The sequence below is a fragment of the Halostella limicola genome (assembly GCF_003675875.1).
Classification (GTDB): Archaea; Halobacteriota; Halobacteria; order Halobacteriales; family Natronoarchaeaceae; genus Halostella; species Halostella limicola.
In genome coordinates, this window is record NZ_RCDI01000003.1 from 487,159 (window position 1) to 512,653 (window position 25,495).

Annotated in this window: 26 protein-coding genes; 18 read left to right on the forward strand and 8 right to left on the reverse strand. The window is 70.7% G+C overall.

Features of this window, described 5'->3' with window-relative positions; genetic code table 11:
• Positions 1–33: 33 nt before the first annotated feature.
• On the forward strand, positions 34–675 hold the full coding sequence (locus tag D8670_RS15745) for a helix-turn-helix domain-containing protein (protein WP_121819074.1): 642 nt from the start codon (positions 34–36) through the stop codon (positions 673–675).
• A gap of 18 nt (positions 676–693) precedes the next feature.
• On the opposite strand, the gene D8670_RS15750 is transcribed toward D8670_RS15745, so the two are convergent.
• Entirely contained in the window at positions 694–1,797 is a 1,104-nt protein-coding gene (locus tag D8670_RS15750; RefSeq protein ID WP_121819075.1) for a M48 family metalloprotease, read from the reverse strand.
• Between the two features lie 100 nt (positions 1,798–1,897).
• On the opposite strand from D8670_RS15750, the gene D8670_RS15755 reads away from it, so the two are divergent.
• The 4 genes from D8670_RS15755 to D8670_RS21065 are packed head-to-tail and all read left to right on the forward strand — an operon-like array spanning position 1,898 to position 6,361.
• Positions 1,898–2,959 (forward strand): DUF4129 domain-containing protein, encoded by a 1,062-nt coding sequence (locus tag D8670_RS15755; protein WP_121819076.1) that lies wholly within the window; start codon positions 1,898–1,900, stop codon positions 2,957–2,959.
• Positions 2,956–3,687 (forward strand): DUF7269 family protein, encoded by a 732-nt coding sequence (locus tag D8670_RS15760; protein WP_121819077.1) that lies wholly within the window; start codon positions 2,956–2,958, stop codon positions 3,685–3,687. The genes D8670_RS15755 and D8670_RS15760 overlap by 4 nt, the downstream gene beginning before the upstream one ends.
• The gene (locus D8670_RS15770; RefSeq protein WP_162994321.1) at positions 3,684–4,955 is read left to right on the forward strand and encodes a DUF58 domain-containing protein; all 1,272 of its coding nucleotides are present in this window, start codon (positions 3,684–3,686) and stop codon (positions 4,953–4,955) included. The genes D8670_RS15760 and D8670_RS15770 overlap by 4 nt, the downstream gene beginning before the upstream one ends.
• Positions 4,952–6,361: a DUF7519 family protein gene (locus D8670_RS21065; protein WP_162994322.1), complete on the forward strand. Its 1,410-nt coding sequence runs from the start codon at positions 4,952–4,954 to the stop codon at positions 6,359–6,361. Before D8670_RS15770 ends, D8670_RS21065 begins: the two co-directional genes overlap by 4 nt.
• A 14-nt stretch (positions 6,362–6,375) precedes the next feature.
• Here D8670_RS21065 and D8670_RS15780 read toward each other — a convergent pair whose 3' ends face one another.
• Positions 6,376–6,759, reverse strand: a complete 384-nt coding sequence (locus D8670_RS15780; RefSeq protein WP_121819078.1) for a PaaI family thioesterase — start codon at positions 6,757–6,759, stop codon at positions 6,376–6,378.
• A gap of 120 nt (positions 6,760–6,879) precedes the next feature.
• Between D8670_RS15780 and D8670_RS15785 the strand changes: the two genes are divergently transcribed.
• Complete coding sequence (locus D8670_RS15785) at positions 6,880–7,116, forward strand: CopG family ribbon-helix-helix protein (protein WP_121819079.1); 237 nt, start codon at positions 6,880–6,882, stop codon at positions 7,114–7,116.
• On the opposite strand, the gene D8670_RS15790 is transcribed toward D8670_RS15785, so the two are convergent.
• Both D8670_RS15790 and D8670_RS15795 read right to left on the reverse strand, forming a co-directional pair.
• Positions 7,113–7,991, reverse strand: coding sequence for an amidohydrolase family protein (locus D8670_RS15790; protein ID WP_121819080.1), 879 nt, complete (start codon positions 7,989–7,991; stop codon positions 7,113–7,115). The genes D8670_RS15785 and D8670_RS15790 overlap by 4 nt on opposite strands.
• A 38-nt stretch (positions 7,992–8,029) precedes the next feature.
• Complete coding sequence (locus tag D8670_RS15795; protein WP_121819081.1) at positions 8,030–8,959, reverse strand: alpha/beta hydrolase; 930 nt, start codon at positions 8,957–8,959, stop codon at positions 8,030–8,032.
• 63 nt (positions 8,960–9,022) lie between these two features.
• Here D8670_RS15795 and kynU point away from each other — a divergent pair, with 63 nt between their 5' ends.
• Complete coding sequence (kynU, locus tag D8670_RS15800) at positions 9,023–10,312, forward strand: kynureninase (protein WP_121819082.1); 1,290 nt, start codon at positions 9,023–9,025, stop codon at positions 10,310–10,312.
• Here kynU and D8670_RS15805 read toward each other — a convergent pair whose 3' ends face one another.
• A complete protein-coding gene (locus D8670_RS15805; protein ID WP_121819083.1) occupies positions 10,313–10,801 on the reverse strand; it encodes a MaoC/PaaZ C-terminal domain-containing protein in 489 nt (162 codons plus the stop codon).
• 122 nt (positions 10,802–10,923) lie between these two features.
• On the opposite strand from D8670_RS15805, the gene D8670_RS15810 reads away from it, so the two are divergent.
• The 7 genes from D8670_RS15810 (at position 10,924) to D8670_RS15840 (ending at position 19,491) form a co-directional block, all read left to right on the forward strand.
• Positions 10,924–12,108 (forward strand): thiolase domain-containing protein, encoded by a 1,185-nt coding sequence (locus D8670_RS15810; protein WP_121819084.1) that lies wholly within the window; start codon positions 10,924–10,926, stop codon positions 12,106–12,108.
• Positions 12,105–13,532 carry a zinc ribbon domain-containing protein gene (locus D8670_RS15815; protein ID WP_121819085.1) on the forward strand — a complete coding sequence of 476 codons (1,428 nt, stop codon included), beginning with the start codon at positions 12,105–12,107 and terminating at the stop codon, positions 13,530–13,532. The genes D8670_RS15810 and D8670_RS15815 overlap by 4 nt, the downstream gene beginning before the upstream one ends.
• 25 nt (positions 13,533–13,557) lie before the next feature.
• Positions 13,558–14,460 (forward strand): 3-hydroxyacyl-CoA dehydrogenase family protein, encoded by a 903-nt coding sequence (locus D8670_RS15820; RefSeq protein ID WP_121819086.1) that lies wholly within the window; start codon positions 13,558–13,560, stop codon positions 14,458–14,460.
• On the forward strand, positions 14,457–15,260 hold the full coding sequence (locus D8670_RS15825; protein WP_121819087.1) for an enoyl-CoA hydratase/isomerase family protein: 804 nt from the start codon (positions 14,457–14,459) through the stop codon (positions 15,258–15,260). The genes D8670_RS15820 and D8670_RS15825 overlap by 4 nt, the downstream gene beginning before the upstream one ends.
• A 158-nt stretch (positions 15,261–15,418) precedes the next feature.
• On the forward strand, positions 15,419–17,005 hold the full coding sequence (locus D8670_RS15830; RefSeq protein ID WP_121819088.1) for a DUF7289 family protein: 1,587 nt from the start codon (positions 15,419–15,421) through the stop codon (positions 17,003–17,005).
• Between the two features lie 162 nt (positions 17,006–17,167).
• On the forward strand, positions 17,168–18,895 hold the full coding sequence (locus tag D8670_RS21070) for a DUF7289 family protein (protein ID WP_162994323.1): 1,728 nt from the start codon (positions 17,168–17,170) through the stop codon (positions 18,893–18,895).
• 29 nt (positions 18,896–18,924) lie between these two features.
• Positions 18,925–19,491, forward strand: a complete 567-nt coding sequence (locus D8670_RS15840; RefSeq protein ID WP_121819089.1) for a DUF2391 domain-containing protein — start codon at positions 18,925–18,927, stop codon at positions 19,489–19,491.
• Here the strand turns inward: D8670_RS15840 and D8670_RS15845 are convergent.
• Positions 19,488–20,132, reverse strand: a complete 645-nt coding sequence (locus D8670_RS15845) for a DUF6517 family protein (RefSeq protein ID WP_121819090.1) — start codon at positions 20,130–20,132, stop codon at positions 19,488–19,490. The two genes, D8670_RS15840 and D8670_RS15845, sit on opposite strands and share 4 nt — an antisense overlap.
• A 127-nt stretch (positions 20,133–20,259) precedes the next feature.
• Positions 20,260–21,744 (reverse strand): cysteine--tRNA ligase, encoded by a 1,485-nt coding sequence (gene cysS, locus D8670_RS15850; RefSeq protein WP_121819091.1) that lies wholly within the window; start codon positions 21,742–21,744, stop codon positions 20,260–20,262.
• Between the two features lie 202 nt (positions 21,745–21,946).
• Here cysS and D8670_RS15855 point away from each other — a divergent pair, with 202 nt between their 5' ends.
• Together D8670_RS15855 and D8670_RS15860 are read left to right on the forward strand one after the other, a co-directional pair.
• On the forward strand, positions 21,947–22,792 hold the full coding sequence (locus D8670_RS15855; RefSeq protein WP_121819092.1) for a plastocyanin/azurin family copper-binding protein: 846 nt from the start codon (positions 21,947–21,949) through the stop codon (positions 22,790–22,792).
• Between the two features lie 360 nt (positions 22,793–23,152).
• Positions 23,153–23,491, forward strand: a complete 339-nt coding sequence (locus D8670_RS15860; protein WP_162994324.1) for a DUF7344 domain-containing protein — start codon at positions 23,153–23,155, stop codon at positions 23,489–23,491.
• Here D8670_RS15860 and D8670_RS15865 read toward each other — a convergent pair.
• On the reverse strand, positions 23,485–23,979 hold the full coding sequence (locus tag D8670_RS15865) for a DUF7523 family protein (protein WP_121819094.1): 495 nt from the start codon (positions 23,977–23,979) through the stop codon (positions 23,485–23,487). The two genes, D8670_RS15860 and D8670_RS15865, sit on opposite strands and share 7 nt — an antisense overlap.
• 194 nt (positions 23,980–24,173) lie before the next feature.
• On the opposite strand from D8670_RS15865, the gene D8670_RS15870 reads away from it, so the two are divergent.
• Entirely contained in the window at positions 24,174–25,046 is an 873-nt protein-coding gene (locus tag D8670_RS15870; RefSeq protein ID WP_121819095.1) for a CbiX/SirB N-terminal domain-containing protein, read from the forward strand.
• An 83-nt stretch (positions 25,047–25,129) separates the two neighbouring features.
• Entirely contained in the window at positions 25,130–25,495 is a 366-nt protein-coding gene (locus D8670_RS15875; RefSeq protein WP_121819096.1) for an ArsR/SmtB family transcription factor, read from the forward strand.

Here is a 25,495-nt window from a genome sequence, read left to right on the forward strand (position 1 = left end):
GGATTTATAAACTGCGGCGGGGTACCGACGCCCGTGATAGAGGAGTGTCTCGTCGTCGAGTTCCGCGTGACGGGCGACGACTGCCCGCTGGCGACGGCGACGCGGGCGGTCGGCGGGAGTGTCGACGCACGCCCCCCGCAGTTGCGCCTCGACGGCAACGTCCTCCTGCGGTTCAGCGCGGACGCGGACGCCGGGGACCTCGCGGCGGCGCTCGACGCCGACGACCGCATCCGCTACCTCCACGTCTCGCGCACCGACGGGCGGGTGAACTTCCGCTGCCTCTCGAAGCACCCCTGCGTCGTCCACCGCCTCGCCGACGTCGGGTTCATGGTCGAGTCCGTCCGGTACCGCGAGGGGAGCGAGCGTTACCTCGGCGCAGTCGTCGGCCACGACGTACTGGAGGGCGTCCTCGAAGCGGCGGGCGAGGCGGTCGGCGTGACGCTCGAGCGGGTGTACCCGCTCGGCTCGGAGGACGAGACGGCCGTCGCCCGGCGCTGGGACGTGACGCCCGCCCAGCAGGCCGCGCTCGAACGCGCCTACGAGATGGGCTACTTCGCCGTCCCGCGAGAGGCTGACGCCGGCGACGTGGCGACCGCCCTTGGGATCAGCAAGTCGGCCTTCCTCGAACGGCTCCGACGAGGACAGGCGGCGCTGTTCGCGCAGGTGTTCGGGTAGCGCGCCGCAACGCGCCGGTCAGGGGTCCGCGGCGGCCAGTTCTCGCAGCCGCTCGATTCGCTCCTCGGTCGGCGGGTGCGAGCGCGTGCGGACGACGAACCCGCTATCGGTGGGTCCAGTCACCTCCTCCGGGGCTCTCTGGCCGTCGCCACCCGGTCCGTCCCGCTCCGCGCTCTTCTCACCGAAGCCGTGCGGGAGCAGGCTGAGACCGCCGACCGCGCTCTCCGCGCGGAGGTCGCCCGCGACCGGGTCCGGGGCCGCGTCGTCGACCTCGCGGAGCGCCGTCGCCAGCGCGGCGGGGTCGCCCGTCGCCGCCGCGGCCGCCCGGTCCGCCGCGAACTCGCGGTACCGGGAGAGGTTGCGGCTCAGAAGCACGACCGGCGACGCGACCAGGCCGAGCAGGACGCCGCCGAACGCGGCGGTGAACAGCGCGAGCGCGACGACCGTCGCGACGTAGCCGGGTCCGGAGGCGTCGACGACGCGCGGACCGACGGCGACGACGAGCGAGAGGGCGGCGACGGCGAGCAGCGCCTCGCCCCCGCGGCCCAGCCGCGCGCGAAGCGCTGAGACCGGCCGGAACTCGTCGGCGACCAGTGCCGGCAGGAACGACGCGACCGTCAGCACGGCCGCGTCGCGGTTCCTGACGTGAGCGAGTTCGTGGGCGAGCACGGCGTCGATCTGGTCGTCGCCGAGCCGGTCCAGCAGCCCCTCGCTCACGACGACCGTCGCGTCGCCGACCCCGCCGACGGCGAGGCTGTTCGGGACGTCGGTCCGCGCGACGGCCACCGCCGGCGGCTCCATACCGATCTGGGCCGCGAGCCGCCGCACGCGGCCGTCGAGGTCGAGACGGGGTCCCTCGGTCGCGTCGGCGTCCACGGTCGCGAGCAGGCGGCTCCGGGTGTACGCGACCTGCGCGGCCAGCAGTGAGAGCGCCGCGGGCACCGCGACGACGCCCCGGGCGAGCGACGACGGGATACCGGTCGCGGCGGCGACCGCGTCCCCGACCGGCGAGAGCCACGGCCACAGCAGCGCCGCGAGGGCGACGGCGAGGAGGGCGTCGAGGGTCAGGACGGCGGCGAGCGTCGCCGCCATGCGGACGAGCAGTCCGCGGTCGCGGTTCATGTCCTTCCGTATACCGGCCCCAGAGAAAGTTCTTGTGCGTTTGCCTGTTCATTCATGGGGAGCGACAACTTATTTAACGATCGGGCCGTCACCCCGCCCAGTGGCACACGATCCCCGCCGCGCCGTCCTGACCCTCCTCTGCGCGCTGGCCGTCCTCTTCGGGGCGACGCTGTTCCCGGCCACGGGGCTGGGATCCGCCCCCGGAGCCGGCGATCCGAGTGGCGGTTCGTCGACCGTCGAGTACACCGAAACGAGCGAGACGACGACCGCGACGGCTTCCGAGACGACGGCAGAGACGACAACGACAACGACGACGGAGACGACGACGACCGCCGAGCCGACCACCGACGACGAGACCGACGCCGAGGAGTCGCTTCTGGTGCGGACGATCGGCGGGTTCGGCGGCCTCGTCGTCGTGCTGTTCCTCGCCGGTGCCGTCGCCGCGGCGTACCTGCGCCGGGGTGCGTTCGTCGGCGCGCTGTCAACGGGCGCCGATTCGGGCTCCGACCGCGGTCTGCCGGTCACGGCGCTGGTCTCGGGCCTTGCGGCGTCCCTTCCCGACCCCCTCACTCGCGCTCTGGGTCGGATCCCGCAGGCGACGATGACCGTCGTCTTCGCGGTCGCCGACGGCGCGCTCTCGGCGGGCGACCTGCTCGGACGCTCCGCCGGCGGCGTCCTCCGCGGCGTCGGGGGCGTGCTCTCCGCGTTCGCCCGGCTGTTCGGCACGGTCCCGGCCGTGTTCGCCGGCGGCCTCGCCGGCGCGGGGAGCGCGCTGTTCGGCGGCCTCGCCGAGGTCCCGCGGTCCGTGGGACGGATCGCGACGGGCGCGGCGACGCGGCCCGAGAACGAATCGGACGCGTCCGAGCCCGACGCCGTCCCGTCGGACGACCTCCGCGGTGACCGGACCGACGACGGCCCGCCGTCGATCGACGAGGCGTGGGAGGCGCTGACCGACCGGGTCGATCTCTCGAACCCCGAGACCAAGACGCCGGGCGAGTTCGCCCGCGCAGCGATCGACCGCGGGCTGCCCGCGGAGCCGGTCCGCCGTCTCACGCGGGTCGTCCGCGACGTGACCTACGGAGGTCTGCCCCGGACGGACGAGCGGGTCGGCGCCGCCCGCTCCGCGTACGAAGCGCTCGACTCCGGAGGTGACGACGAGTGAGCGATCGCCTCCGCGCCGTCGGGGCGGCGGCGCTCGTCGCCGCCCTCGCCGTCGCGTTCCTGCCGGCCGCGGCCCCGAGCGCGACGCCGGTCGGTCCGGCGGGGTCTGCGGGCCTCGTGGTGGAGTCCGTCGGCGCGCTCGCGCTCGGCGCGATGGGCCTCGGCGTCCTCAGTACGGGATCGGATGGCGACGGTTCCCCGAAGTCCCGGTGGTATCCGGAGAACCGGGACGGGACCGTGGCCCTATCGCCGGACGCAGAGCGCGTCGGCCGGGGGATAGACGCGTCGGTCGAGGAGTTCGGCGGCGGCACCCGACGCGACAGCTACCGGCGGTACTCCGTGACAACCGACCTCCGCGAGACGGCCGTCGCGGTCCTCTCCGCGCGGCGCGGCTACTCCGAGGTCGAGGCGATCGACGTCGTCACCGCGGGCGAGTGGACGGACGACGCCCGGGCCGCCGCGCTCCTCGCCGACGAGGACGGTCCGGACCTCCCCCTCTCGATTCGGATCCGGGACTGGGCCCGCGGCCGCGCGTTCGAGCGGCGGGTCGAGCGCGCCGTGGCCGAGATCGAGGCCCTCGCCGGCCGCCGCGACGAGTCCGACGCGGACCGCGAGACGGCGCCCGGACCGGTCTCGATCGCGGGCACGCCGAAGTGGGGCGAGGGCGACCCAGCCCCGGCGGCCGACGCGGACGCGGGCGACGCCGATGAGAGGGGTGATCGCGCGTGACCGCCCGCGAGACGGGCCGGTGGCGCGTCGGGGTCTCGGCCGCGCTCGTCGCCGGGGCGGCGGGCGTCGTCGTCGGGAACACCGCGGTCTTCCTCTCGGCGCTCGTGGGGTTCACCTACGCGGCGTACGGCTTCGCGACCCGGACGCCGCCGCTCGACGTGACCGTCGAGCGCTCTGCGAGCGCGGAGACGCCGCACCCCGCGGAGGTCGTGGCCGTCGAACTGACCGTGACGAACGACGGCGACGAGCCGATCAGCGAACTGCGCGTCGCCGACGACCCGCCGGCGGCCCTGCCGGTCGTCGACGGCCCGCCGCGGCGCTGCGTCTCGCTCCGCCCGGGCGAGAGCGCCGCGCTGACGTACGACGTGCGCGCTCGACGCGGCACCCACGAGTTCGGCGCGCCGACCCTCGTCGCCCGCAACGTCAGCGGGAGCGTCGAGCGCTCCGGGGTCGAACCGGTCGAGACGACCCTCGTCTGCGACGTCGACGCCGACGACGTTGCGCTCTCGCCGGAGACCGTCGCCGCGACCGGCCGGGTCGAGACCGACGCCGGGGGCGAGGGCGTGGAGTTCCACGCCGTCCGCGAGTACCAGTCCGCGGACCCGGCGAGCAGGGTCGACTGGAACCGCTACGCCCGGACGCGCGAACTGACAACCGTCGAGTTCCGCGAGTCGCGGGCGGCGGGCGTCGTCGTCGTGCTCGACGGCCGCGACGCCGCCGCGGCGTACCGCCGCGAGGGGGAACCGGACGGCCGGACGCTCGCGCGGTACGCCGCCGAGAGCGTTGCCGGCGAACTGCTGCGCGAGAAGGACCGCGTCGGCGCGGCTGTCTTCGGCACCCGGCGCGGCTACCTCCCGCCGAGCGGCGGTTCGGACCAGTGCCGGCGGATCGAGGCGCTGCTCGACTTGGACGCGGACCTCCCGGACGCGGTGCGGAAGCGCCGCCGCCGCGTCCGGCGCGCCAGCGAGGAGCACTACGAGACGCTAGAGCGGACCGTCCCCGACGGCGCGCAGGTCGTGTTCGCGGGGCCGCTTGTCGACGACGGCGCGCTCGACGCCCTCAGGTACCTGCGAGCCCGCGGCCGCGCCGTGACCGTCGTCTCGCCGGACGTGACCGACGCGGCGACCCCGGGTGCCCGCGTCGCCGCAGTCGAGCGCGACCTCCGGATCGAGGGCCTTCGCGGGCGGGGGATCCGCGTCGTGGACTGGTCGCCGGACGAACCGCTCCGCGCGGCCGTCCGCCGGGTCGAGGGGAGGTGGTCGCGGTGACCGACGCGCCGCCGACCCCGACCGCCGGCGCTCTCGCGGTCGCGGTCGCCGCCGTCGCCGGCCTCTCAGTCGGCGCGACGGCGGGCGTCGCGGTCCCCGTCGGAGTCGGCGTTGTCGGGGCCTGCCTCGCCGCCGGCGGGGTCGCTATCGCGAGCCGCGGCGGCAGCCGGCGACGCGCCGCCGGGAGCGTCACGCTCACCGTCGGCCTCCCGCTTGCGGTCGTCGGCGCCGTCCGCGGCCTGCTCCCCGCACCCGCCGTCACTCTCGCCACGGTCGCCGGGGTCGGTGCGGTCGCCACCAGCGCTGCCACCGGGTCCGTCAGCGACGCGACCGCCGCCCTCCGGGGGATCCGCCGCCGCTCCGGCGCGGCGGCGCTCGTCGGCCTGCTCGCCGCCCTGACCGTCTCCCACGGGGGCGGCGCCGTCGCGGTCGCGGCGGCGGACGAGGCCGCCGGTGTCGCGGCCGCGGCGACGCCGTTCGCGCTGTTCGTCGGCCTGCAGGCGACGTGTCTGGCAGTCACCGTCCTCCTCGAACGGGCGCGCCCCGTCCTCGACGACTGGCTGCCGGACGCCCGCGCCGCGCCGGTCGCCGCGGCCGACCGGTTCGGGGCGGGCGTCGCCGAGGTGCCGTTGACGTACGCGGCCGCCTTCGCCGCGCAACTGCTCGCTCTCGTGGCGGGCGTCGGCGCGGCCGCCTTCGAGCGATTCCTCGACGCGCTCCCGCTCTTCGGCCCGCTGTTTCGGACCGCGATCGTCTCCGGCGTCCTCCACGCCCTCGCGGGGGCCGTCGCCGTCCTGCTCGCCTGTGTGGTCGTCGGCGGCCGGGTCCAGCCCGCCGTCGCTCGCCGGCTCTCGCCGGACCCCCCTGCGGCGCTTTCGCCCGCGGTGGGCGGCGTCGCCGCGCTCGTCGGGATCCCGATCTTGACCGCCGCGACCGGCGAGACCGCCGAGTTCGCGGCGCTCTCGTTCGCCGTCGTCTTCCTCTCGTTCGTCGGCACGTTCGTCCTCGTCATCGCCGACGGCGTCGTCCTGAACCTCGGCGCGCCGGAGCGCGGCACCGGGTTCGCCGTCGGCGCGGCGCTCGTGTTCGTCGCCGGCGTCGCCGGCGCGGAGCGGGGCGCGCCGCCGGTCGTCACGTTCCTCGCCGTCGCCGCCGCGCTGGCGACGTGGGACCTCGGCTCGCTGTCGACCGACCTCGGCCGCCGGGTCGGGAGCGACGCCGAGACGCGAAAAGCGGAGGTGGTCCACGCCACCGCGACGCTGCTGGTCGGCGCTGCCGCCGTCGCGGTCGCGACCGGTGCGCTCTATCTTCTGGTCCCGCAGTCGGTGCCCGGGGGCGAGCGCGGCGGCTTCCTCGCGCTCGTCCTGGTGTTCGTCGCCGTCGCGGCGTTCCAGCGGTCGATCTGACCGCTCTGGCCGACCTATCCCGTCTTGTACACGCCGCGGGCGTCGGCGACCGCGGTCCCGTCCTCGGCGCGCACCGCCACGTCGACGACGCCCACGTCGCTCCCGCAGCGCACCACGTCGGCCTCGGCGCGCAGGTCGCCGGTGCCGGCCTCCAGATAGTCGATCCGCATGTCGATGGTCGGGACCGGCCGGTCCACCAGCGAGACGAGCGCGGCCCCGCCGACGGTGTCGGCGAGCGTGAACGTGACGCCGCCGTGGGCCATCTCCCGGTCGGCGTTCCACGAGAGCTCCTCGCGCATCTCGACGTACCCCTCGGCGTGGCCGTCGTCGACCGCGGTCACCTCGACCCCGAGCAGGTCGGCGAACGGCATCTCCTCGAAGAAGGACTCCACGTCCATGCGCCGCGGTACACGAAGTAGGCAATTAAACGTGCAGGTCGGGCAGCCCACTGCGCTCGCCCCCGACCTGTATACCTCGGCAAAGGGTTCATGTCCGTGCGGGGAATAGGCCCGGCCACGATGCCCCGTATCGAAGTGACGCTTCCGGACGACGTCGAGGTCCAGCTCGATCAGATGGTCGACCAGGGGGAGTTCGTCAACCGCGACGAGGCGGTCGAGGAGCTGCTGTCGCTCGGCATCAAGGAGCACCAGACGGTCGCCGACACCGAGGAGCGCGGCGAAGTCGGCTTCGAGGAGGAGATGATGGCGACCGACGAGCGCTCGATCGGCGACGACGACGACGGCTACGCCTTCTAGAGCCCGAGGAACCGTTCCGCGTTCTCCCAGAGGATCTTGCGCTGCACGTCCTCCGGGAACCCCAGTTCCGCGAACTGCTCCAGCCACGGCTCCGGTTCGAGCATCGGGTAATCGGTCCCGAACATCACCTTGTCCGAGAGCAGCGTCTTCGCGTAGTGCAGCACCTGCTCGTCGACGTAGCGCGGCATCCACCCGGAGAGGTCCATGTACACGTTGCCCTTCTGCTGGCAGATGGCGAGTTGCTCTTTCTCCCACGGGAACGCGGGGTGCGCGATGAGGATCTGCAGGTCCGGGTGTTCGGCGGCCACGTCGTCGATCAGCATCGGGTTCCCGTACTTGATCTTCAGGCCGCGCCCGCCGGGGCTGCACGCGCCCAGCGTGGAGTTGCCGCCGTGGAACACGACCGGCACCCCGAGGTCCTCGATGGTCGCGAACAGCTCCTCGTGCTCGGGGTCGCTCGGGTCGAACCCCTGCGCTATCTGCTGGAACTTGAACCCCGAGAGGTCGAGGTCCTCTATCGCCCGCCGCGCCTCCGCGACGCAGTCGTCTTTCAGCGGGTCGACGCTCGCGAACCCGACGAAGAAGTCGTCGTACTCGTCGCGTACCTCCGCGACGTAGTCGTTGGGCACCGGCGGGTTGCCCGTGTTCGTCTCGGCGTCCCACCCCAGCAGGACGGCCGTGCCGACGCCGGCCTCGCGGTACTCCTCTATCATCTCGTCGTAGCCGTGGGTCTCCAGATCCGTGCCGAAGCGGTCGGCCGCGTCGCGCATCATCTGCCCGCCGGCGTCGTGGAGGAACTCCTCGGTCGGCTGGTGGGCGTGCGTGTCGATAGCGCGGGGACCGTCGGCCTCGGCGAGTACGTCGGGCAGCGCCATGCGAGGGTCGTCGTCGGTGGCCCCCAAAAATCCCCGCGTCAGAACCGCTCCCGGATCGACGCAGCTGTCTCGTCGAACGCCCGGTCGGCCACGGTCGCCTCGTCGGCCATGCTCAGGAACCCGTGGACGGCCGACGGGTAGTGCAGGTGGTCCACGGGAACGCCGGCGTCGGCGAGGCGCTCGGCGTACTCGACGCCCTCGTCGCGGAGCGGATCGTGGCCGCCGGTGACGACCGTCGCGGGCGGGAGGCCGGCGTGGTCGTCGGCGCGGAGCGGCACGGCGTACGGGTCCGACGCGCGGTCGGCGTCGTCGAGATACAGGTCCCAGAACCACTCGACGTCTCGCCGCGTGAGTAACGGTCCGTCCGCGTTCTCGTCGTACGACTCCGCGTCGAACCGCCGGCCGGTCATCGGGTAGCAGAGGACCTGCTGGGCGACCGGCGGTCCGCCCTCGTCGCGCGCCCGGAGCGCCGTCGCCGCGGCGAGGTTCCCGCCGGCGCTGGTCCCCGCGACCCCGACCCGTTCGGGGTCCACGCCGAACGCGGCGGCGTCGTCGACCACTCGCTCCAGCGCGGTGTACGCGTCGTCGTCGGCCGCCGGGAACGGGTGTTCTGGTGCGAGGCGATAGTCGACCGAGACCACCGCGCAGCCCGCGCGTCGGGCGAAGCGCCGGCAGAGGTCGTCAGCGGAATCGAGCGTCCCGAGGACCCACCCGCCGCCGTGGTAGAAGACCAGCGCCTGCGCGGGGGTCTCGACGTCCGGCCGGTAGACGCGGACCGGGATCTCGCCCTCCGGACCGTCGACGGTCAGGTCGCGGACGGACGCCAGTTCGGGCGGGTCGCCGCCACCGAACGCCTCGTCCTCCACGCGCCGGGCCTCCGACACCGAGAGCGCGCTCCACTCGGTCACACCCAGTCGCTCGACTGTCGCGACGCACTCCGCCAGCCCGGGGTCGAGGTCCGTTCGCATGCGGTGGCGGACGTACCCACCGGGGTACAAAGGTACTTGCCCCTGACCCCGGTGTCTCCCGTCATGGACCGCGCGTTCGACGCCGACCCGACGGTCGCGGCGGAGCGGGACGAGGCGGACCCGCTCGCCGGGTTCGCGGACCGCTTTCACGTCCCCGAGGGCGAACTGTACATGGACGGGAACTCGCTCGGGCCGCTGTCGACGGACGCGGAGCGGACGCTCGAGCGGGTCGTCGACGAGTGGCGCGAGCTACGGATCGAGGGCTGGACCGAGGCCGACCCGCCGTGGTTCCGCTACGCGGAGCGCCTCGGCGACCGGCTCGCGCCGCTGGTCGGCGCCGACGGCGAGGAGGTGGTCGTCGCGAACTCGACGACGGTGAACGTCCACACTCTGGTCGGCACGTTCCTCGACGAGGCGGGCGGTGACGGGAAGGTGATCGTCGACGAACTCGACTTCCCGACGGACCACTACGCCGTCCGGGCACAGCTCCGCCAGCGCGGCCTCGACCCGGACGAACACCTCGTCGTCGTCGAGAGCCGCGACGGGCGGACGATCGAGGAAGACGACGTCGTCGCGGCGATGGACGAGCACGACGACGCCGCGGTGCTGTTCCTGCCCTCCGTCCTCTACCGGAGCGGCCAGTTGCTCGACGTGGAACGGCTGACCCGCGCGGCACAGGAGCGGGGCGTCTTCGCCGGGTTCGACCTCGCGCACTCGGTGGGCGTCGTCCCCCACGACCTCTCCGACTGCGGCGTCGACTTCGCGACGTGGTGCAGCTACAAGTACCTCAACGCCGGACCGGGGGCCATCGCGGGCCTGTACGTGAACGAGGAGCACTTCGGCGCGACCCCCGCGCTCGCCGGGTGGTGGGGCCACGAGAAGGAGACGCAGTTCGAGATGAACCCGACCTTCACGCCCGCCGACTCCGCCGGCGCGTGGCAGATCGGGACGGTGCCGATGCTCAGCGCCGCGCCGCTGGAGGGGTCACTGGACGTGATCGCCGACGCCGGCATCGACGCCGTGCGGGAGAAGTCGCTCGCGCTCACAGACTACCTGATCGATCTGGCGGACGCACGCCTCGCGGACCTCGGGTACGCCATCGGCACGCCCCGCGACCCGACCCGTCGCGGCGGTCACGTCGCGCTGGAACACGAGCGCGCCGAGCGGATCAGTCGGGCGCTGCGCGACCGGGGCGTCGTCGTCGACTACCGACCGCCCAACGTCGTCCGCGTCTGCCCGTCGCCGCTGTACACCTCCTTCCACGACGTCTACGAGGCGGTGCGCCACTGCTGGGAGGTCGTCGCCGACCGTGAGTACGAGCGATACGGCGCGGACGGCGACGACGTCACCTGATCAGGGCGACTCCGGGTCGTCGCCGTACGCGTCGCGGCGCTTGAACAGGAACTTCATGTCGCCCTCGAACAGCGTCTCGCCCTCCTGGTTCTCCGTGTGCCCGTCGATCACCGCGAGGCCGGCGTCGTCCCGGGAGTCGAGTTCGCGCTTCTCGATCACTTCGAACTCCGCGGCGATCGTGTCGCCGATGGTGAGGGGGTTCGGGATGTCCATGTAGTTCATCCCGAGGAAGGCGATGACGGTGCGCTCGACGAACCCGCAGCGCTGGACCAGCCCCGTCGTGAGGATGAAGGTCATCGGGCCGTGGCCGATGCGCTCGCCGAACGGCCCGTCCTCGCTGTACTCCGCGTTCGTGTGGAGTTCCGTCCAGTCGTCCGCGAACATCGAGTGGAAGACGAAGTCCGACTCCGTCACCGTGCGACCGGCGCTCTCGAACGTCTGGCCCTCCTCCAGGTCCTCGAAGTAGTGGGGTTCGTAGCTGAACGCCATGCGTCCGGGTTCGACGATCAGGGTTAAAAATGATAGTGATAGGTCGGCAGGCCGTCACTCGCCGGCGCGATATCTGTCCCCTTTCCTGCCTCTTTTTTAGTGCAGGAAACGAGGCCCGTCGTATGACAGAGGCGTACGTCGTCGGCGCGGGCCAGTCGGCGTTCGGCGCGTTCCCGGAGGAGAGCTACCGGTCGCTGTTCCGCGAGGCCTACGAGTCGGCGCGGGACAGCGTCGAGAAGGGCCTCGATCCGGACGATATCGACGAGGCGGTCGTCGCCACGCTCGGGGTCGGCGGCCGCCAGATCGGCCTCTCGGGGCCGGCCGTGACCGAACACGTCGGCCTCCACGGCGTCCCCTGCACGCGCGTCGAGAACGCCTGCGCGGCGGGCGGGTACGCGATGCGGCAGGCCGTGCAGGCCGTCCGCAGCGGCATGGCCGACGTGGTGCTCGCCGGCGGCTACGAGGTGATGACCGACCTCTCCGGCGATATGGCGAAGTACTGGCTGGGCGTCAGCGGCGAGACGGAATGGGAACGGCTCGCCGGCACCACGTTCGCGGGCGTGTACGCCCAGATGGCCAGCGCGCACATGGCCGCCCACGGGACGACCGAGGACCACCTCTCGAAGGTCGCGGTGAAGAACCACGCGAACGGCGCGAAAAACGAGAAGGCGCACCTGAACTTCGAGTGCTCGCTTTCGGACGCCCGCGACGCGCCGGCTGTCGCCGACCCGCTCAACCTGTATCACTGCTGCCCGACCAGCGACGGGGCCGCCTGCGTCGTCGTCGCGAGCGAGCGCGTTGCCGACGAGTTCGCGGACGACCCCGTCCGGATCGCCGGCGTCGGCGCGGCCAGCGACAGCGTCGGCCTCCACCAGCGCGACGAGTACGACGGCATCCCGGCGTCGCGGCGGGCCGCCGAGACCGCCTACGAGCGCGCCGGCGTCGGACCAGACGACCTCGACTTCGCGGAGGTCCACGACTGTTTCGCCATCGCCGAACTGCTGGCCTACGAGGACCTCGGCTTCTGCGAGCGCGGCGAGAGCGGTGACCTCGTCGAATCCGGCCGCACCGAACTCGACGGCGAGTTCCCGGTCAACCCCTCCGGCGGCCTGAAGTCGAAGGGCCACCCCATCGGCGCGACGGGAACGGGGCAGATAGCGGAGGCGTTCGAGCAGTTGACGGGCCAGGCAGGCGATCGACAGGTCGCGGACGCCGAGCGCGCGCTCACCCACAACGTGGGCGGGAGCGGCGGCGCGGCGGTGGTGCACGTGCTCGAACGTGCCGCCGCCGAGGAGGTGGGACGATGACCGGCATCGCCGGCGTCGGGGCGTACGCCCCCCGGTTCCGCGTCACCGCCGAGGCGTTCGAGGATGCGTGGGGCCGGTTCGACGCGAGCGGCGTCGAGCGGAAGGCCGTCCCGGACGCCGACGAGGACGCGCTCACGATGGCCTACGAGGCGGCGATCCGCGCCCTCGACGCGGCGGACGTCGACGCTGCCGCGGTCGACGCCCTCGCGTTCGCGACGACCACGCCGCCGCTGGAGGAGACGGACCTGACCGCCCGCCTCGGCGCGATGCTCGGCGTCGGCGAGACGGCGGTGCGGCGCTCTTTTTCGGACAGCACGCGGGCGGGCACACAGGCGCTCTCGATCGCGTTCGACGCCGCGGCGCGCGGCGACGTGACCCTCGCCGTGGCGAGCGACTGCCCGACGGGCCATCCCGACAGCGCGGAGGAACACGCGGCCGGCGCGGGTGCGGCCGCGTTCGTTGTCGCTGACGACGGCCCGGCGACGCTCCGGGACCGCGCGGAGTACGCGACCCCCGCACCGGGCACGCGCTTCCGGCGGCGCGGGAGCGAGGACGTCGAGGGGCTGGACGTGACGGAGTACGACCGGACGACGTTCCGCGAGGCGCTCTCGGGGGCCGTCGGCGCGCTTGACGCCGACCCGGAGCCGGACGCCGCGGCCGTGCAGGCCCCCAACGGCGCGCTCCCGTACCGCGCTGCCGGCGATCTGGGCGTCGACAGCGAGACGATCCACGCCTGCGCGACCGTTCAGGACCTCGGCGACACGGGCGCGGCGAGCGTCCCGCTCTCGCTCGCGCGAGCGCTCGCTGACGGTGGGGAGACGGTGCTCGCGGCGTCTTACGGGAGCGGCGCCGGCGCGGACGCCCTCGTCGTCGACGCGCCGGCGGCCGTCCCCGCCGACCTCGCACTCGACGGCGAGGCGGAGCTCTCCTATTCCGCCTACCTCCGCCGGCGCGGCGACATCACGGGCGGCCCGCCCGCAGGCGGCGGCGCGTACGTCAGCGTCCCGTCGTGGCGCAGAACGATCGACCAGCGCTACCGGCTGGTCGCCGGGAAGTGTCCCGAATGCGGCGAACTCACCATCCCGCCGGAGGGCGCGTGCAACGGCTGTCACGCGCTGGTCGAGTTCGAGCGGATGCCGCTGCCCGGAACGGGCACCGTCGAGGGCGCGACGACCATCGGGTCCGGCGGTGCGCCGCCGGAGTTCGCCGACCAGGCCGCCCGGTCCGGCGAGTTCTCGGTCGCCGTCGTCGCGTTCGACGGGCCGGACGGCGAGCAGTCGGTCAGCCTCCCGGCGCAGGTGGTCGGCACAGGCACAGACGACGCGTCGGTCGGCGACCGGGTCGAGGCGACGATCCGCCGGATCTACGAGCAGGAGGGCGTTCCGCGGTACGGGACGAAGGTTCTCCCGATCACCAATTCTTAACAGCCGTCCCGGCGCGGTATCTCTCATGAACGTCGGTGTACTTGGTTCCGGAACGATGGGTCGCGGTATCGCGCAAGTGGCGGCGGTCGCCGGTCACGAGGTGTCCATGCGCGACATCGAGGAAGCGATCCTCTCGGACGCGATGGAGAGCGTCGAGTCCGCGCTGGAGGGCGGCGTCGAGCGCGACAAGGTAGACGAGTCGGAGAAGGCGGCGGCGCTCGACCGCCTGTCGACGACCACCGACCTCGCCGAGGCGGTCGCGGACGCGGACATCGTCGTCGAGGCGGTGCCCGAGGAGATGGACCTGAAGCGGGAGACGTTCGCCGAGACGGAGGAGCACGCCCCCGCCGACGCCGTCATCGCGACCAACACCTCGTCGCTGTCGGTGACCGCGGTCGCGAGCGCGCTGGAGGACCCCTCGCGCGCCGTCGGGACGCACTTCTTCAACCCGCCGTACGTCATGGACCTGGTCGAGGTGGTCGTCGCGGAGACGACGAGCGAGGCGACCGTCGAGTTCGCCGAGGAGTTCGCGGAGGGCCTCGGCAAGGAGCCGATCGTCGTGCGCGACTCGGCCGGGTTCGCCACCTCGCGACTCGGCGTCGCGCTGGGCGTCGAGGCGCTCCGGATGCTGGAGGAAGGCGTCGCCGGCCCGCACGAGATCGACCGGTCGATGGAACTCGGCTACAACCACCCGATGGGGCCGATAGAACTCACCGACGTGGTCGGTCTCGACGTGCGGCTGGACATCCTGGAGTACCTCCGCGAGGAGCTCGGCGAGCGGTTCCGTCCGCCCCAGATCCTCCGGCGGAAAGTCCAGGCCGGCAAGCTCGGGAAGAAGACCGGCGAGGGCTTCTACGTCTGGGAGGACGGCGAACCGGTCGCGCCGTCCGGAGAATACGCCGCGGAAAGCGGGGGTGCGGACCGATGACCGACGTCGGCGACGACTGCGAGACGGTCCGAGTGCGGGTCGGCGACGAGGCCGAGGGCGTCGCGACGGTCGTCATCGACCGCCCGGACGCGCGCAACGCCCTGAACGCGCAGGTGCGGTCGGAGCTGAAGACCGTCCTCCCCCAACTGGAGGCCGACGACGCCCGGGTCGTCGTGCTGACGGGCTCCGAGGAGTCGGGCGCGTTCGTCGCCGGCGCGGACGTGAAGGAACTCCGCGAGCGCGACGCGGTGGAACAGCGGCGGGCGAGCGAGCGTCCGCGGGTGTACGAGGTCGTCGACGACCTGCGGATGCCCGTGATCGCCCGCGTCAACGGCCACGCGCTCGGCGGCGGGTGCGAGCTCGCGCTGGCCTGCGACGTGCGGATCGCTCACGCCGACGCGATGCTCGGGCAGCCGGAGATCACGCTCGGCATCATGCCCGGCGGCGGCGCGACCCAGCGACTTCCCCGGATCGTCGGCGAGGGGCAGGCGATGCGCCTGATCCTCTCGGGCGAACTGATCGACGCCGAGGAGGCGGCCGACATCGGCCTCGCCGACGAGGTGCACGGCGACGACGACTTCGACGAGCGGGTGTACGACCTCGCGGAGACGATGGCGGGTCACAGCCCGATCGCGCTCGAACACGCGAAACAGGCCGTACAGGCCGCGTCTCGGATGGATCTCCGGAACGGCATCGAGTACGAGGCGGAGCTGTTCGCCCAGCTGTTCGCCACCGAGGACAAGAACGAGGGCATCGACGCGTTTCTCGAAGACCGCGAACCGGAGTGGCGCGGCAAGTAAGGGTCCCGGATCGCTCCCGCTTTGTCCTGGATAATTTTAGATCTTCACTCCGTAGTTCGTCGAAAGCTTGTTAATATATTAGGTGGATGTAGTAAGTAAATGAACTCAATCCGGCGAGTAATAACGACCGTTTGGCTCCGTGTCGGGAGGTCCGGACCGTGACGTTCGACCGCCGCCGCGCACAGAGCACGGTGCTCGCCGTCGTCCTGCTGGTCGGCGTCGTCGGGACCATGTCGATCGGCCTCGTGCTGATGGCGAACGCCTCCATCGAGAACACCCAGCAGGCGGCGGAGGACGACCGCATCGAGCAGGCGTTCCTCTCGCTCGACGGCCACGTCGACGCCGTCGCCCGGAGCGACAACGGGACCACGCGGTCCGTCGACCTCGAACTCTCCGGGAACGAGGGGGCCGTCCGCAAGGAGGGGACCGGCAGGATCGTCGTGAACACGAGCAACCGGTCCTCCCCAGTGATCGACCAGCCGCTCGGGGCCATCGAGTACGAGAGCGGCGAGACGACGCTCGCCTATCAGGCGGGTGCCGTCTGGCGAAACAGCGGCAACGACACGACGATGGTGTCCCGACCGGACCTCGATTACCGCGGCCGAAACACGTTGACGCTTCCGATCACGAGCTTCGAGGGCGATGAGCACCTCTCGGGCGGCGAAGTGACGATCCGGAAGAACCGCACCGTCTCGCCGCTTTCCGAAGTCACCTTCGTAGAGGGAGAGACGGTCACTATCAACATCACTAGCCAGTACTACGTCGGCTGGGAGCAGTACTTCCGCGAGAACGTCAACGACGTCGCGATCCAGAGCGTGGATCACGACGAGAACCGCGTCATCGTCCAGCTCGGGCAACGCGAACTGGACGGGAACTTCGAAACCGGCGTCGTCGCGGCCGGTGACGTCGACACCGGAAACGGGGGCGGTCCGAACGCTCCTCTCCAGTCCGAAGTTATCACGACGGGAACGTTCTCCGGCGATATCTCCTGCTCCAGCGGTAGCGGAGACGATTGCGTGACTGAAGGTGCGTCAGTCGACATGATGGCTCTGGATGGGGCGATCCAGCAACGGCTCCGAACCGCGAGCGGGAACGCTTCGATCGAGACGACGATTCCTTCCACCGGAGCGACACTCGATGCTGGAACGTACTACGTTGACGACGATATCTACCTGGACGGCAGTGAACTCGAACTCGATCTGGAAGACGGGAACGTCACACTCCTCGTGAATGGGAGCCTCGCGCTTGAGAACGGTAATATCCGGGTCACGAACGGCGACGCGTCTGATTCGTACGCTCGCGTCTATACGAACGGTGATATGGCGATGTCCAACGGGAACGCCGCTGTCACGGTCGAAGACGATAACCCGGGTCGGTTCCAGATGTACGGAACCTCGGAGTTTCAGTTCGCTATGGGGCAGTCTAACAACCCCGGATTCCAGGGTGTGATCTACGCCCCGAGAGACGACCCGGCGAGCGGCCAGAACGATGCGGTCGACGAATACGGCCTCTCCTCGGCGTCTTGTGACGATCCGACGAAAGATATCTGCATCGGTTCGGGTAGCGGTACCGTCTCCGGTAGTATCATCGGCGGCCCGATGGAACTCCACCAGTCGACGACCTTCGAGTACGACAGCCAGGTCCGAAATATCGAACCGCGGTTACCTGACACGGGCGTCGTCCCGCCGCCGATCACCTACCTCCACGCTTCGGTCCACGAAGTCGACATCGAGAGCGCGGACTGACGCGACCCCGCTCCCGTTTCGGCGGCTGTGACCCGTTTCGCCGGGAGCCGAACTTACCGTATCTCTCGTTCGTTCGTAAATATCCGGTAAACGATATTTTATCCCCGGTTCCTACAATTCACTGACAACTATCTCGGTTCGCCAGTCGGACCGAACTCGACTATGACCGGAAACTCTCGGAACCGCGCTCAGGCGTCCGTTGTCGCCGTCGTTCTCCTCGTCGGCGTCGTCAGCATCGGCACGCTCGGGGTTCTGTTGTTCGGCGGGGCCGTGGTCGACCAGCAGAAAGACGCCGCGGAGGAGGAGCGCGTCGAGCAGTCGTTCAGGGTGCTCGACAGCAACGTCGAAAGGGTCGCCGCGGGCGAGTACGACGACAGGGCGACCGTCGACCTCGACGTCGGGGGGACCGACGGCGCCGTCCGGCGTGGCGACACCGGTCGGGTCGTCATCCGGACGAGCGACCGCGGCGAACTCGTCAACCGGTCTATCGGGTCCATCGAGTACGAGAACGGGGGCCACAGCGTCGCCTACCAGAACGGCGGAGTCTGGCGCGGAACGGGCAACGACACGACGATGATCAGTCGCCCGGACCTCACCTACGACGTGTCCCGGTACGACGAGAACCCGACGCTGACCGTCCCGATCGTCGACCTGCAGGGCGACAGGCGGCTCTCGTCCGGGGAACTGACGCTCGGCAACGAGGGGTCGACCTCCAGGATCGAGAACACCTCGGTGGTCGAGGGCGAGCTCGTCACGCTCGACGTCCGGAGCGAGTACTACGTCGGCTGGGCGGAGTACTTCCGGTCGGTGACGACCGAGGACGCGGTCGACGTCGACCACGCGAACCGGACGACGTCCGTCGAACTCCGCTCGCCGACCGCGCAAGAGCCGGTTCGAGGCGGGGTCGTCTCCGGCGGGTCAGGGAGCGAACTGAACATCGGCCAGGACGACACCCTCATCGACAGCTACAACTCCAGCGAGGGGCCGTACGTCGACGGAGACAACGACGCCCGGGTGATCCTCGGCGGCGACCTCACGATGAAGCAGAACGCTCGCGTCGAGGGCGACGTGGTCGTGGGCGAGGACGCGACGTTCAAGCAGACGGCGTTCGTCGACGGGAACCTCTCCTACGGCGACACCCTCGACGCACAGAGCGACGACAGCCACTGGAACGGGACCGTCGACGACGAGGTGAACGTCTCCTCGCACACGGCAGTCGACGTCCTGATCGACCAGCGACGCGAGCGGCTGTCGGACCCCGCGAACAACAGCAACGACGCCGCGGCCGACATCTCCGGGGGGCAACTGACGGACTGTGACCCCGAGTGCCGACTGGAGAGCGGCTCGTACGTCCTCGACGAGATCGACCTCGAAGCGGGCGATGAACTCGTGTTCGACACCGCGGACGGCGACATCGACCTCGTCGTCAACGACAGCGTCGACCTCGCCGCCGGCGGGGGCGGCGACGACGGCGCGACGATCCGCGTCACAGACGAGTCGAACCGGGTGGACGTGTACGTCGACGGGGAGAGCGGCGACAACCTGAACCTGAAGGGCGGAACCGACGTCACGGTGCCCAACGACCGCTCTACTGCGCTGTGGTTCTACATGAATCCCGACTCGACGGTGAACTTCAAGCAGGATACCCAGTTCGTCGGCGTGGTGTACGGCCCGGGTCCCGGTGGGAGTCCGGGGACGACGATCACGATGAAGCAAAACGCCGTCGTCCACGGCGCGTTAGTGGGCGAGGTCGACTCGCTGGAACAGAACACGACCGTCCACTACGACGAGGCCCTCGCCGCGACGGACCCCGTCGACTACGGTCACGCGGTGCCGCGCCTCACCTTCCTCTACGTCACGGTCCACGAGGTCTCCGTCGAAGCCGAATGACTGATTTGGAACCGCGACCACCTCCGCTCATGACCGACGGCGACGAGACGCCTTCGCCCGACATCGACGACCTGCTCGACGAACTCGAGGACTTGGAGGAATCGGTCGACTCGGCGTCGGAGCGAGCGCAGGTCCGGGAGACGATGCGGCTGGCCCGGCGGGTCGACACCGGGTCGGGCGTCTTCGGCAAGGTCGTCAAGGGATTCGACCGCGGCGACGTGGCCGAGGCGCTCGTCGGGAGCGTCGTCTTCGGGATCCCGATGCTCGTCGAGGGCGGGACGCTGGAAGTCGGCGCATTCATCGCGACCCACGCGGGCTACTACCTCGCGACGCTCGCGTTCGGCGTCGCGCTGGTGATCGGCATTCTCTACGTCGCGGAGATACAGGACGTACGGGTTCACAACCCGCTGTTCGGCGTGATCCCGCGCCGCCTCGTCGGCGTCCTCGGCGTCGCCTTCAGCACGGCGCTGGCGATGATGACCGCCTGGGGCCGCGTCGACTGGGGGGAGCCGACGGTCGCGTTCTCGCAGGTGACCGTCTGTTTCGTCGCGATGGCGATCGGCGCCGCGCTCGGCGACATCCTCCCCGAGGGTTAGTGCTCGACGCCGTCGAGCAGGGTGAACACCGCCTCCTCGTCGTCGATCCGCTGGGGGTAGATGCCGATGGGGATGACGAAGTCGCCGTCGTGGTCCGTCTGGCCGACGTGGACGTACACGTCGACCGTGGTGCCGTCGAGGTCCGCCTGCCCCTCGAACTTCGAGATCTCGACCGTTTCGCCGAGCATCTCCGTTTCACGGGCGTCGACCTCCTCGCCGACGGAGAGGCCCTCGTACTTGCCCTGTACCTGCTGAACGAGTTCCCTGTTCGACATCTCGCCGACGGGGTTGAACGTCTTCCCCAGGATCTCGACCTTGGGGGTGGTGAAGGCGACGAACACTGCGGCCCGCTTCTCCATGCCGAGGATCGAGATCTTGCGCTCGTACTGGCTGATGTAGTTGACCGCTTTGATGTCGCGCTCCTGTCCCCCGCCCTCGACCGTCCGCGTCACTTCCATCTCCTCGCTCTCCTGATCGCCGCTCTGCTGGTAGTCGGTCTCCTCCAGCGCGGCGTCGTTCACGGTAGCGGGTGAGGCCTCGAACTCCTGGGCCTCCTCGCCGGTGATGAATCCGAGACAGCCGGAACCGGCGACGACGGTCCCGCTCAGCGCAGCAGCGAACGCTCGACGTGACAGGGTCATGAGTGTGGGTGTGGGTTACCGACGATGCCGTATATACTGTTTGCCATAAGAATTTAGACGGGTGTTGCTGCGCTTCAGAGCGAGGCCTCGCCGGGATCGTGGACGGAGCGCCGTTCCGGGTCGCCGGTCAGCGTCGGAACGACGGCCCGTCGTCGGAGTCCTCGACGGTGACGCCGAGCGCCTCCAGTTCGTCCCGGAGCTCGTCGGCGCGGTCGTAGTTGCCGGCCTCGCGCTCCCGCTCGCGGAGGTCGAGTACCAGTTCGATCGCCTCGTCGGCCAGGCGCGCGTCGCCCGACGCGGACTCGTCGCCGAAGGCGAGGCCGAGCACGTCGCCCCCGAACTCCTCGAACGCCTCGACGGCCTCGCGGAGCGAGCGGTAGTCGTACGAGTCGCGGTCGTCGACGTGGCGGTTGACGGCGCTCGCGAGTTCCAGCAGGGCGGCGAGCGCCTCGCGGGTGTTGAAGTCGTCGTTCATCGCCGCGGCGAACGACTCGCGGGCCTCGGCGACGGCGGCCCGAAGGTCGTCGTCGGCGACCTTGGTCCGGGCATCGACGCCGTCGACGGCGTCGACAGCGCGGTCGTACGCGCGGTCGAGGCGCTCCCACCGGTCGCGGGCCTCCGAGAGCGTCTCCTCGGAGAACGTCGCGCGGTTGTGGTATGCCGTCGAGAGCAGGAAGGTGCGGACGACGTTCGCCCCTTCCTCGGCGACCATCTCCTCGACGGTGGCGAAGTTGCCCAGCGACGATGACATCTTCTCGCCGGCGGTCTCAAGCAGGCGGACGTGGACCCAGTAGCGGGCGAACTGCTCGCCGGTCGCCGCCTCGCTCTGTGCGATCTCGTTCTCGTTGTGCGGGAAGACGAGATCCTGCCCCGCGACATGGATGTCGATGGTGTCGTCGAGGTGGGTCGTGGACATGGCCGAGCACTCGATGTGCCACCCCGGCCGGCCCTCGCCCCACGGCGAGTCCCACGTCTGGGCCGTCTCGGCCGCCTCCTCGGCGGCCGCGGCGTCGTCGTGGCGGTGCTCGGCCACGTCGTCGGCGTCGAGGCCGCCGGCCTTCCAGAGCGCGAAGTCCGCGGGGTTGCGCTTCTCGCTGCGGGCGTCCTCGGCCCCCTGCGCCTCCATCTCCTCGACGTCCTGGTTCGAGAGTTTGCCGTACTCCGGGTACTCGCTGACGTCGAAGTACACCGAGCCGTCGGCCTCGTAGGCGTACCCCTTCTCGACCAGCGTCTCCACCATGTCGATGATCTCGGGCACGTGCTCCGAGACGCGGGGGTAGACGGCCGCGCGCTTGAGGTTGAGCGAGCGCATGTCGTCGAGCGTCTCCGCGACGTAGCTCTCGGCGACGTCCGCCTCGCTGTCGCCGTCCTCGCCGACGCGGGCAGTGATCTTCTCGTTCACGTCGGTGAAGTTCTCGACGTGGCGGACGTCGTAGCCCTCGTGTTCAAGCCAGCGGTGGATGACGTCGGTGTGCGTCCACGCGCGGGCGTGACCGACGTGGGCGGGGTCGGAGACCGTCAGGCCGCAGAGGTAGAGGAGAACGGAGTCGGGGTCCTGCGGCTCGAACGGCTCCTTCTCGCCCGTCAGCGTGTTCGTCACGTGTACGGTCATCGGCGTTTCCTACCCGCTCACACCCTTTGTAACCGTCGGAACGGGGTCGAAACGGCGGGTTCGCCCCGGCGCTCCTGGTCGCGAACCCGGCGGCGTCCGCCGGGTAATCCCGGCTTGCGCCGCTGGCCCCCACCGTTCCCCAGACGAATCCGGGACAACTGTCTTCCCCCTTTATTCTCGCGACGCCGCCAGTACCGAGCGGATGTCACCGCACGACTGGCGAGACGCCGGCGGCGACGCATCGCGACGCCAAGTTCTCAAGTACGCCGCGAGTACGGGTGCCGTCGCCGGGTTCGGAGGCACGGCGATGGCGCAGGACGACGGCGACGCGAGCGGCGAGGGTCAGGAGGACCCCGTCCACCCCGCGTTCGGGTTCGCGGCGCTCTCGGACGACGTGGAACCGCCCGTGGAGGTCGCACAGGAGGTCAGCATGGAGACCGAACCGCGCGAGGACCGCCCGAACCCGGAGTTCTACTTCGACCCGACCGGGCTGTACGTCGAACCCGGCGACACGGTGCGGTTCTCGGCGAACTCGCCGTTTCACAACGTGATGGCGTATCACCCCGGCTTCGCGCAGACCCGGCGCGTCCCGGAGGAGACGCCGCCGATATCGTCGCCGATGTTCGCCGAGGGCGCGTACTGGCTCTACACGTTCGACCGGCCGGGCGTGTACGACCTCTACTGCGGCCCGCACGAGTTCCTGGGAATGGTCGTCCGCGTCGTGGTCGGCGAGGCGTCGGGGCCGGGAGCCGAACCCGTGCCCGAGCCCTCGTTCACCGGGGGCGGACAGGCGCCAACGCCCGGCGGCGGAAACGAGTCCGAGGGTCCCGGCAACGCCACAGAAGCGCCCGGCAACGCGTCTGACGGCAACGAGTCCACCGCGGGCGAAGCCCCGCAGGGAGAACAAACGCTGTCGCCCCCGGCCGGTCTCGCCGCGTCTATCCTCCGGGACGACGCGCTCGCGCCGGAGAACGTGGTCGACGCGGGGACCGTCGCCTGGGACGACATCGCGGACGAGAACAAGGAGTTCTCACCCGGCGGCGAGTGATCGCCCTCGGCCCGTCGTCGCGCTCCCGGCCGGCGGCGGGCCCCTTGGTAATACGGGATTACCGGCTCTAGGGCGGACTTTCCGCGCCGCCCGAACCGTTCCATCGGACGTAACTGAGAGAAATCGTCGTCTACCTTTATCCACGTAACGAGCCAAGAAGGAATTGCCTCGGGGCGGGCGACTAACCCGGGCGTACCGGTCGCCACGGCGAGTAAACGACAGCGTACGAAGGTCCCCGCGGTCCCCGCCCGAGAACACCCTACCCATGATGACGCTACCGCACCGAACGCGTCGACCCGAACAGCACTCCGAACAGTTTCGAACCGCCGCACCGCCCTCCCGAGAGAGGTGGACGCCCGCATGAGCGGTCGGACGATCGACCTCGCCGCCTGGTCCGCCGCGGCGGACGACGCGGACCGCCTGTTCGCCGCGCTGGAGTCCCCGCGCCGTCACGACGCCATCGCGGAACTCGCGCGGCGCGACACGCCGGCGGACCTCTCGGACCTGGCGTCGACGCTCGCCGGGTCCTCCGACCACCCCGACGAGGAGCGGGTGGCCATCCGCCTGTGGCACGTCGACCTCCCGAAGCTCGCCGACCTCGGCCTCGTCACGCTCGACTACGAGGCCCGTACCGCGGAGCTGACCCCCGACGGTCGGCGGGCGGCATCGGTCGCTGCACGGCCCGGGACCGTTCAGTAGTCCCGATCCGGCACTTCTCCGAGCGCGTCCTCGACGGTCCGAACGGCGTCCGCGCTCGCGCGCCGCTCCACGACGACCAGCAGCGCGTCGTCCGCGGTCGCCGCCGCCTCGACCGTGACGCCAGTCGCGGCGAGTCGGCGGAGGACTGTCGCAAGCGCCGGTGGGTCCACGTCGCCGGTCGCGAGCACGCCCGTCAGCGACCCGCCGGTCGGCGCCATCGCGGCGTCGCCGACGACGAGCAGGGCGCTCGCAGCGTCGTCGGTGCGGCCCAGCCCGCTCTCCATGGTCACCCGGGCCGTCCGGGCGTCGGTCTCATAGGTCGGCAGCTCCTCGGCGAACCGGCGAAGCGCGGTAGCGATCGCGTCCGCGTCCCCGTCCACGTCCAGGTGGCGGGCCGCCGCGGTGTAGTTGATCACGCCGGCCCGCAGCCCGTCGAGGAGGAACGGTCGGGCTCGAACCGCCTCCCGCGTTCGTTCGGCCAGTGACATACGCTACCCAGCGCACGCCCGCGAGATAAATCCGATCGCCGCCCGACCGGAGTCCGGCCTCGGATCTCCGTAGCTCCTTCGCCTCCGGCCGACTCCGCTATCGGGTCCGATCTCCGGGAGCGAGACGATCCTTTCGCGCTTCGACAACGTTTCTTTGCGAAGTACCTAAGTTCCGTTACTCCTTCCGGCCTAGTATGCAAGCGCTGGTCATCGTGGCTCACGGCTCGCACCTGAACCCGGACTCCAGCACGCCGACCTACCGCCACGCGGACACCGTCCGCAAGACGGGCGCGTTCGACGAGGTCGTCACCGGGTTCTGGAAGGAGGAACCGCACTTCCGGGAGGTGCTTCGCACCGTCGAGAGCGACGAGGTGTACGTGGTCCCGCTGTTCATCAGCGAGGGCTACTTCACGGAGGAGGTCATCCCGCGGGAGCTCCGCGTCGACGACGACGTCGGCCTCGACGACCCGGACCCCGGGTGGGAACCGCGCAGCGGCGCGCCCGAGGACGTGGACAAGACGGTCCACTACTGCGGTCCCGTCGGGACCCACGACGCGATGAGCGACGTCATCGTCCAGCGCGCCGAGAGCGTCACCGGGGACGCGGAGGTGGGCGAGGGATTCGGCCTCGCCGTCGTCGGTCACGGCACGGAGCGCAACGAGAACAGCGCGAAGGCCATCGAGTACCACGCCGACCGCATCCGCGAACGCGGTCGCTTCGACGAGGTGAAGGCGCTGTTCATGGACGAGGACCCCGAGGTCGACGACGTGACGGACTTCTTCGAGAGCGACGACGTGGTCGTCGTCCCGCTGTTCATCGCCGACGGCTACCACACCCAGGAGGACATCCCCGAGGACATGGGCCTGACCGACGACTACCGGACGGGCTGGGAGACGCCGGGCGAGGTCGACGGCCACCGCATCTGGTACTCCGGCGCGGTCGGCACCGAGGACCTCATGGCCGACGTGGTGCTCGAACGCGCCGGGGAGGCCGGCGCGGACGTCAGCGACGCCATCGAGACGGTGCGCGAACTGACCGGCGGCGTCCGACCCCCGGCCGACGATTAAGACGCGACCGGTGTCGCTGTAGCCTTTTTCTCGGCGAGAAAAGACGCGTACCTTTTAATTACCGACTCCCCGTTCCCCCGGTCGTGAGTGAGGATTGGGACCCGGACGAGGTACTCGACCTCCTGAGCGACGAGTACGCTCGCTCAATCCTCGCGGAGACCAGTGTAGAACCAATGTCCGCGAAAACCCTGCGCGACCGATGCGACGCGTCGCTGCCGACGGTCTACCGTCGCATCGAACGGCTGAAGGAGCACGAACTCATCGAGGAGCAGACGAAGGTGGACCCGGACGGGGGTCACCACAAGGTGTACTCCGCGACGCTGTCGTCGTTCTCGATCGAACTGGCCGACGGGGAGTACGTGGGGGAGATCGAACGCACCGACCGCGCGTCCATGCTGGACGCGGACGACACCGCGGACCGCCTCACCTACATGTGGGAGAACCTCTGA

Coding starts and splice junctions, on each gene's coding strand:
- D8670_RS15750 (WP_121819075.1), bottom strand. CDS start 1,797: ATGAACCGCGACCGCGGACTGCTCGTCCGCATGGCGGCGACGCTCGCC.
- D8670_RS15780 (WP_121819078.1), bottom strand. CDS start 6,759: ATGGACGTGGAGTCCTTCTTCGAGGAGATGCCGTTCGCCGACCTGCTC.
- D8670_RS15785 (WP_121819079.1), top strand. CDS start 6,880: ATGCCCCGTATCGAAGTGACGCTTCCGGACGACGTCGAGGTCCAGCTC.
- D8670_RS15790 (WP_121819080.1), bottom strand. CDS start 7,991: ATGGCGCTGCCCGACGTACTCGCCGAGGCCGACGGTCCCCGCGCTATC.
- D8670_RS15795 (WP_121819081.1), bottom strand. CDS start 8,959: ATGCGAACGGACCTCGACCCCGGGCTGGCGGAGTGCGTCGCGACAGTC.
- kynU (WP_121819082.1), top strand. CDS start 9,023: ATGGACCGCGCGTTCGACGCCGACCCGACGGTCGCGGCGGAGCGGGAC.
- D8670_RS15805 (WP_121819083.1), bottom strand. CDS start 10,801: ATGGCGTTCAGCTACGAACCCCACTACTTCGAGGACCTGGAGGAGGGC.
- D8670_RS15810 (WP_121819084.1), top strand. CDS start 10,924: ATGACAGAGGCGTACGTCGTCGGCGCGGGCCAGTCGGCGTTCGGCGCG.
- D8670_RS15815 (WP_121819085.1), top strand. CDS start 12,105: ATGACCGGCATCGCCGGCGTCGGGGCGTACGCCCCCCGGTTCCGCGTC.
- D8670_RS15820 (WP_121819086.1), top strand. CDS start 13,558: ATGAACGTCGGTGTACTTGGTTCCGGAACGATGGGTCGCGGTATCGCG.
- D8670_RS15825 (WP_121819087.1), top strand. CDS start 14,457: ATGACCGACGTCGGCGACGACTGCGAGACGGTCCGAGTGCGGGTCGGC.
- D8670_RS21070 (WP_162994323.1), top strand. CDS start 17,168: ATGACCGGAAACTCTCGGAACCGCGCTCAGGCGTCCGTTGTCGCCGTC.
- D8670_RS15840 (WP_121819089.1), top strand. CDS start 18,925: ATGACCGACGGCGACGAGACGCCTTCGCCCGACATCGACGACCTGCTC.
- D8670_RS15845 (WP_121819090.1), bottom strand. CDS start 20,132: ATGACCCTGTCACGTCGAGCGTTCGCTGCTGCGCTGAGCGGGACCGTC.
- cysS (WP_121819091.1), bottom strand. CDS start 21,744: ATGACCGTACACGTGACGAACACGCTGACGGGCGAGAAGGAGCCGTTC.
- D8670_RS15855 (WP_121819092.1), top strand. CDS start 21,947: ATGTCACCGCACGACTGGCGAGACGCCGGCGGCGACGCATCGCGACGC.
- D8670_RS15860 (WP_162994324.1), top strand. CDS start 23,153: ATGAGCGGTCGGACGATCGACCTCGCCGCCTGGTCCGCCGCGGCGGAC.
- D8670_RS15865 (WP_121819094.1), bottom strand. CDS start 23,979: ATGTCACTGGCCGAACGAACGCGGGAGGCGGTTCGAGCCCGACCGTTC.
- D8670_RS15870 (WP_121819095.1), top strand. CDS start 24,174: ATGCAAGCGCTGGTCATCGTGGCTCACGGCTCGCACCTGAACCCGGAC.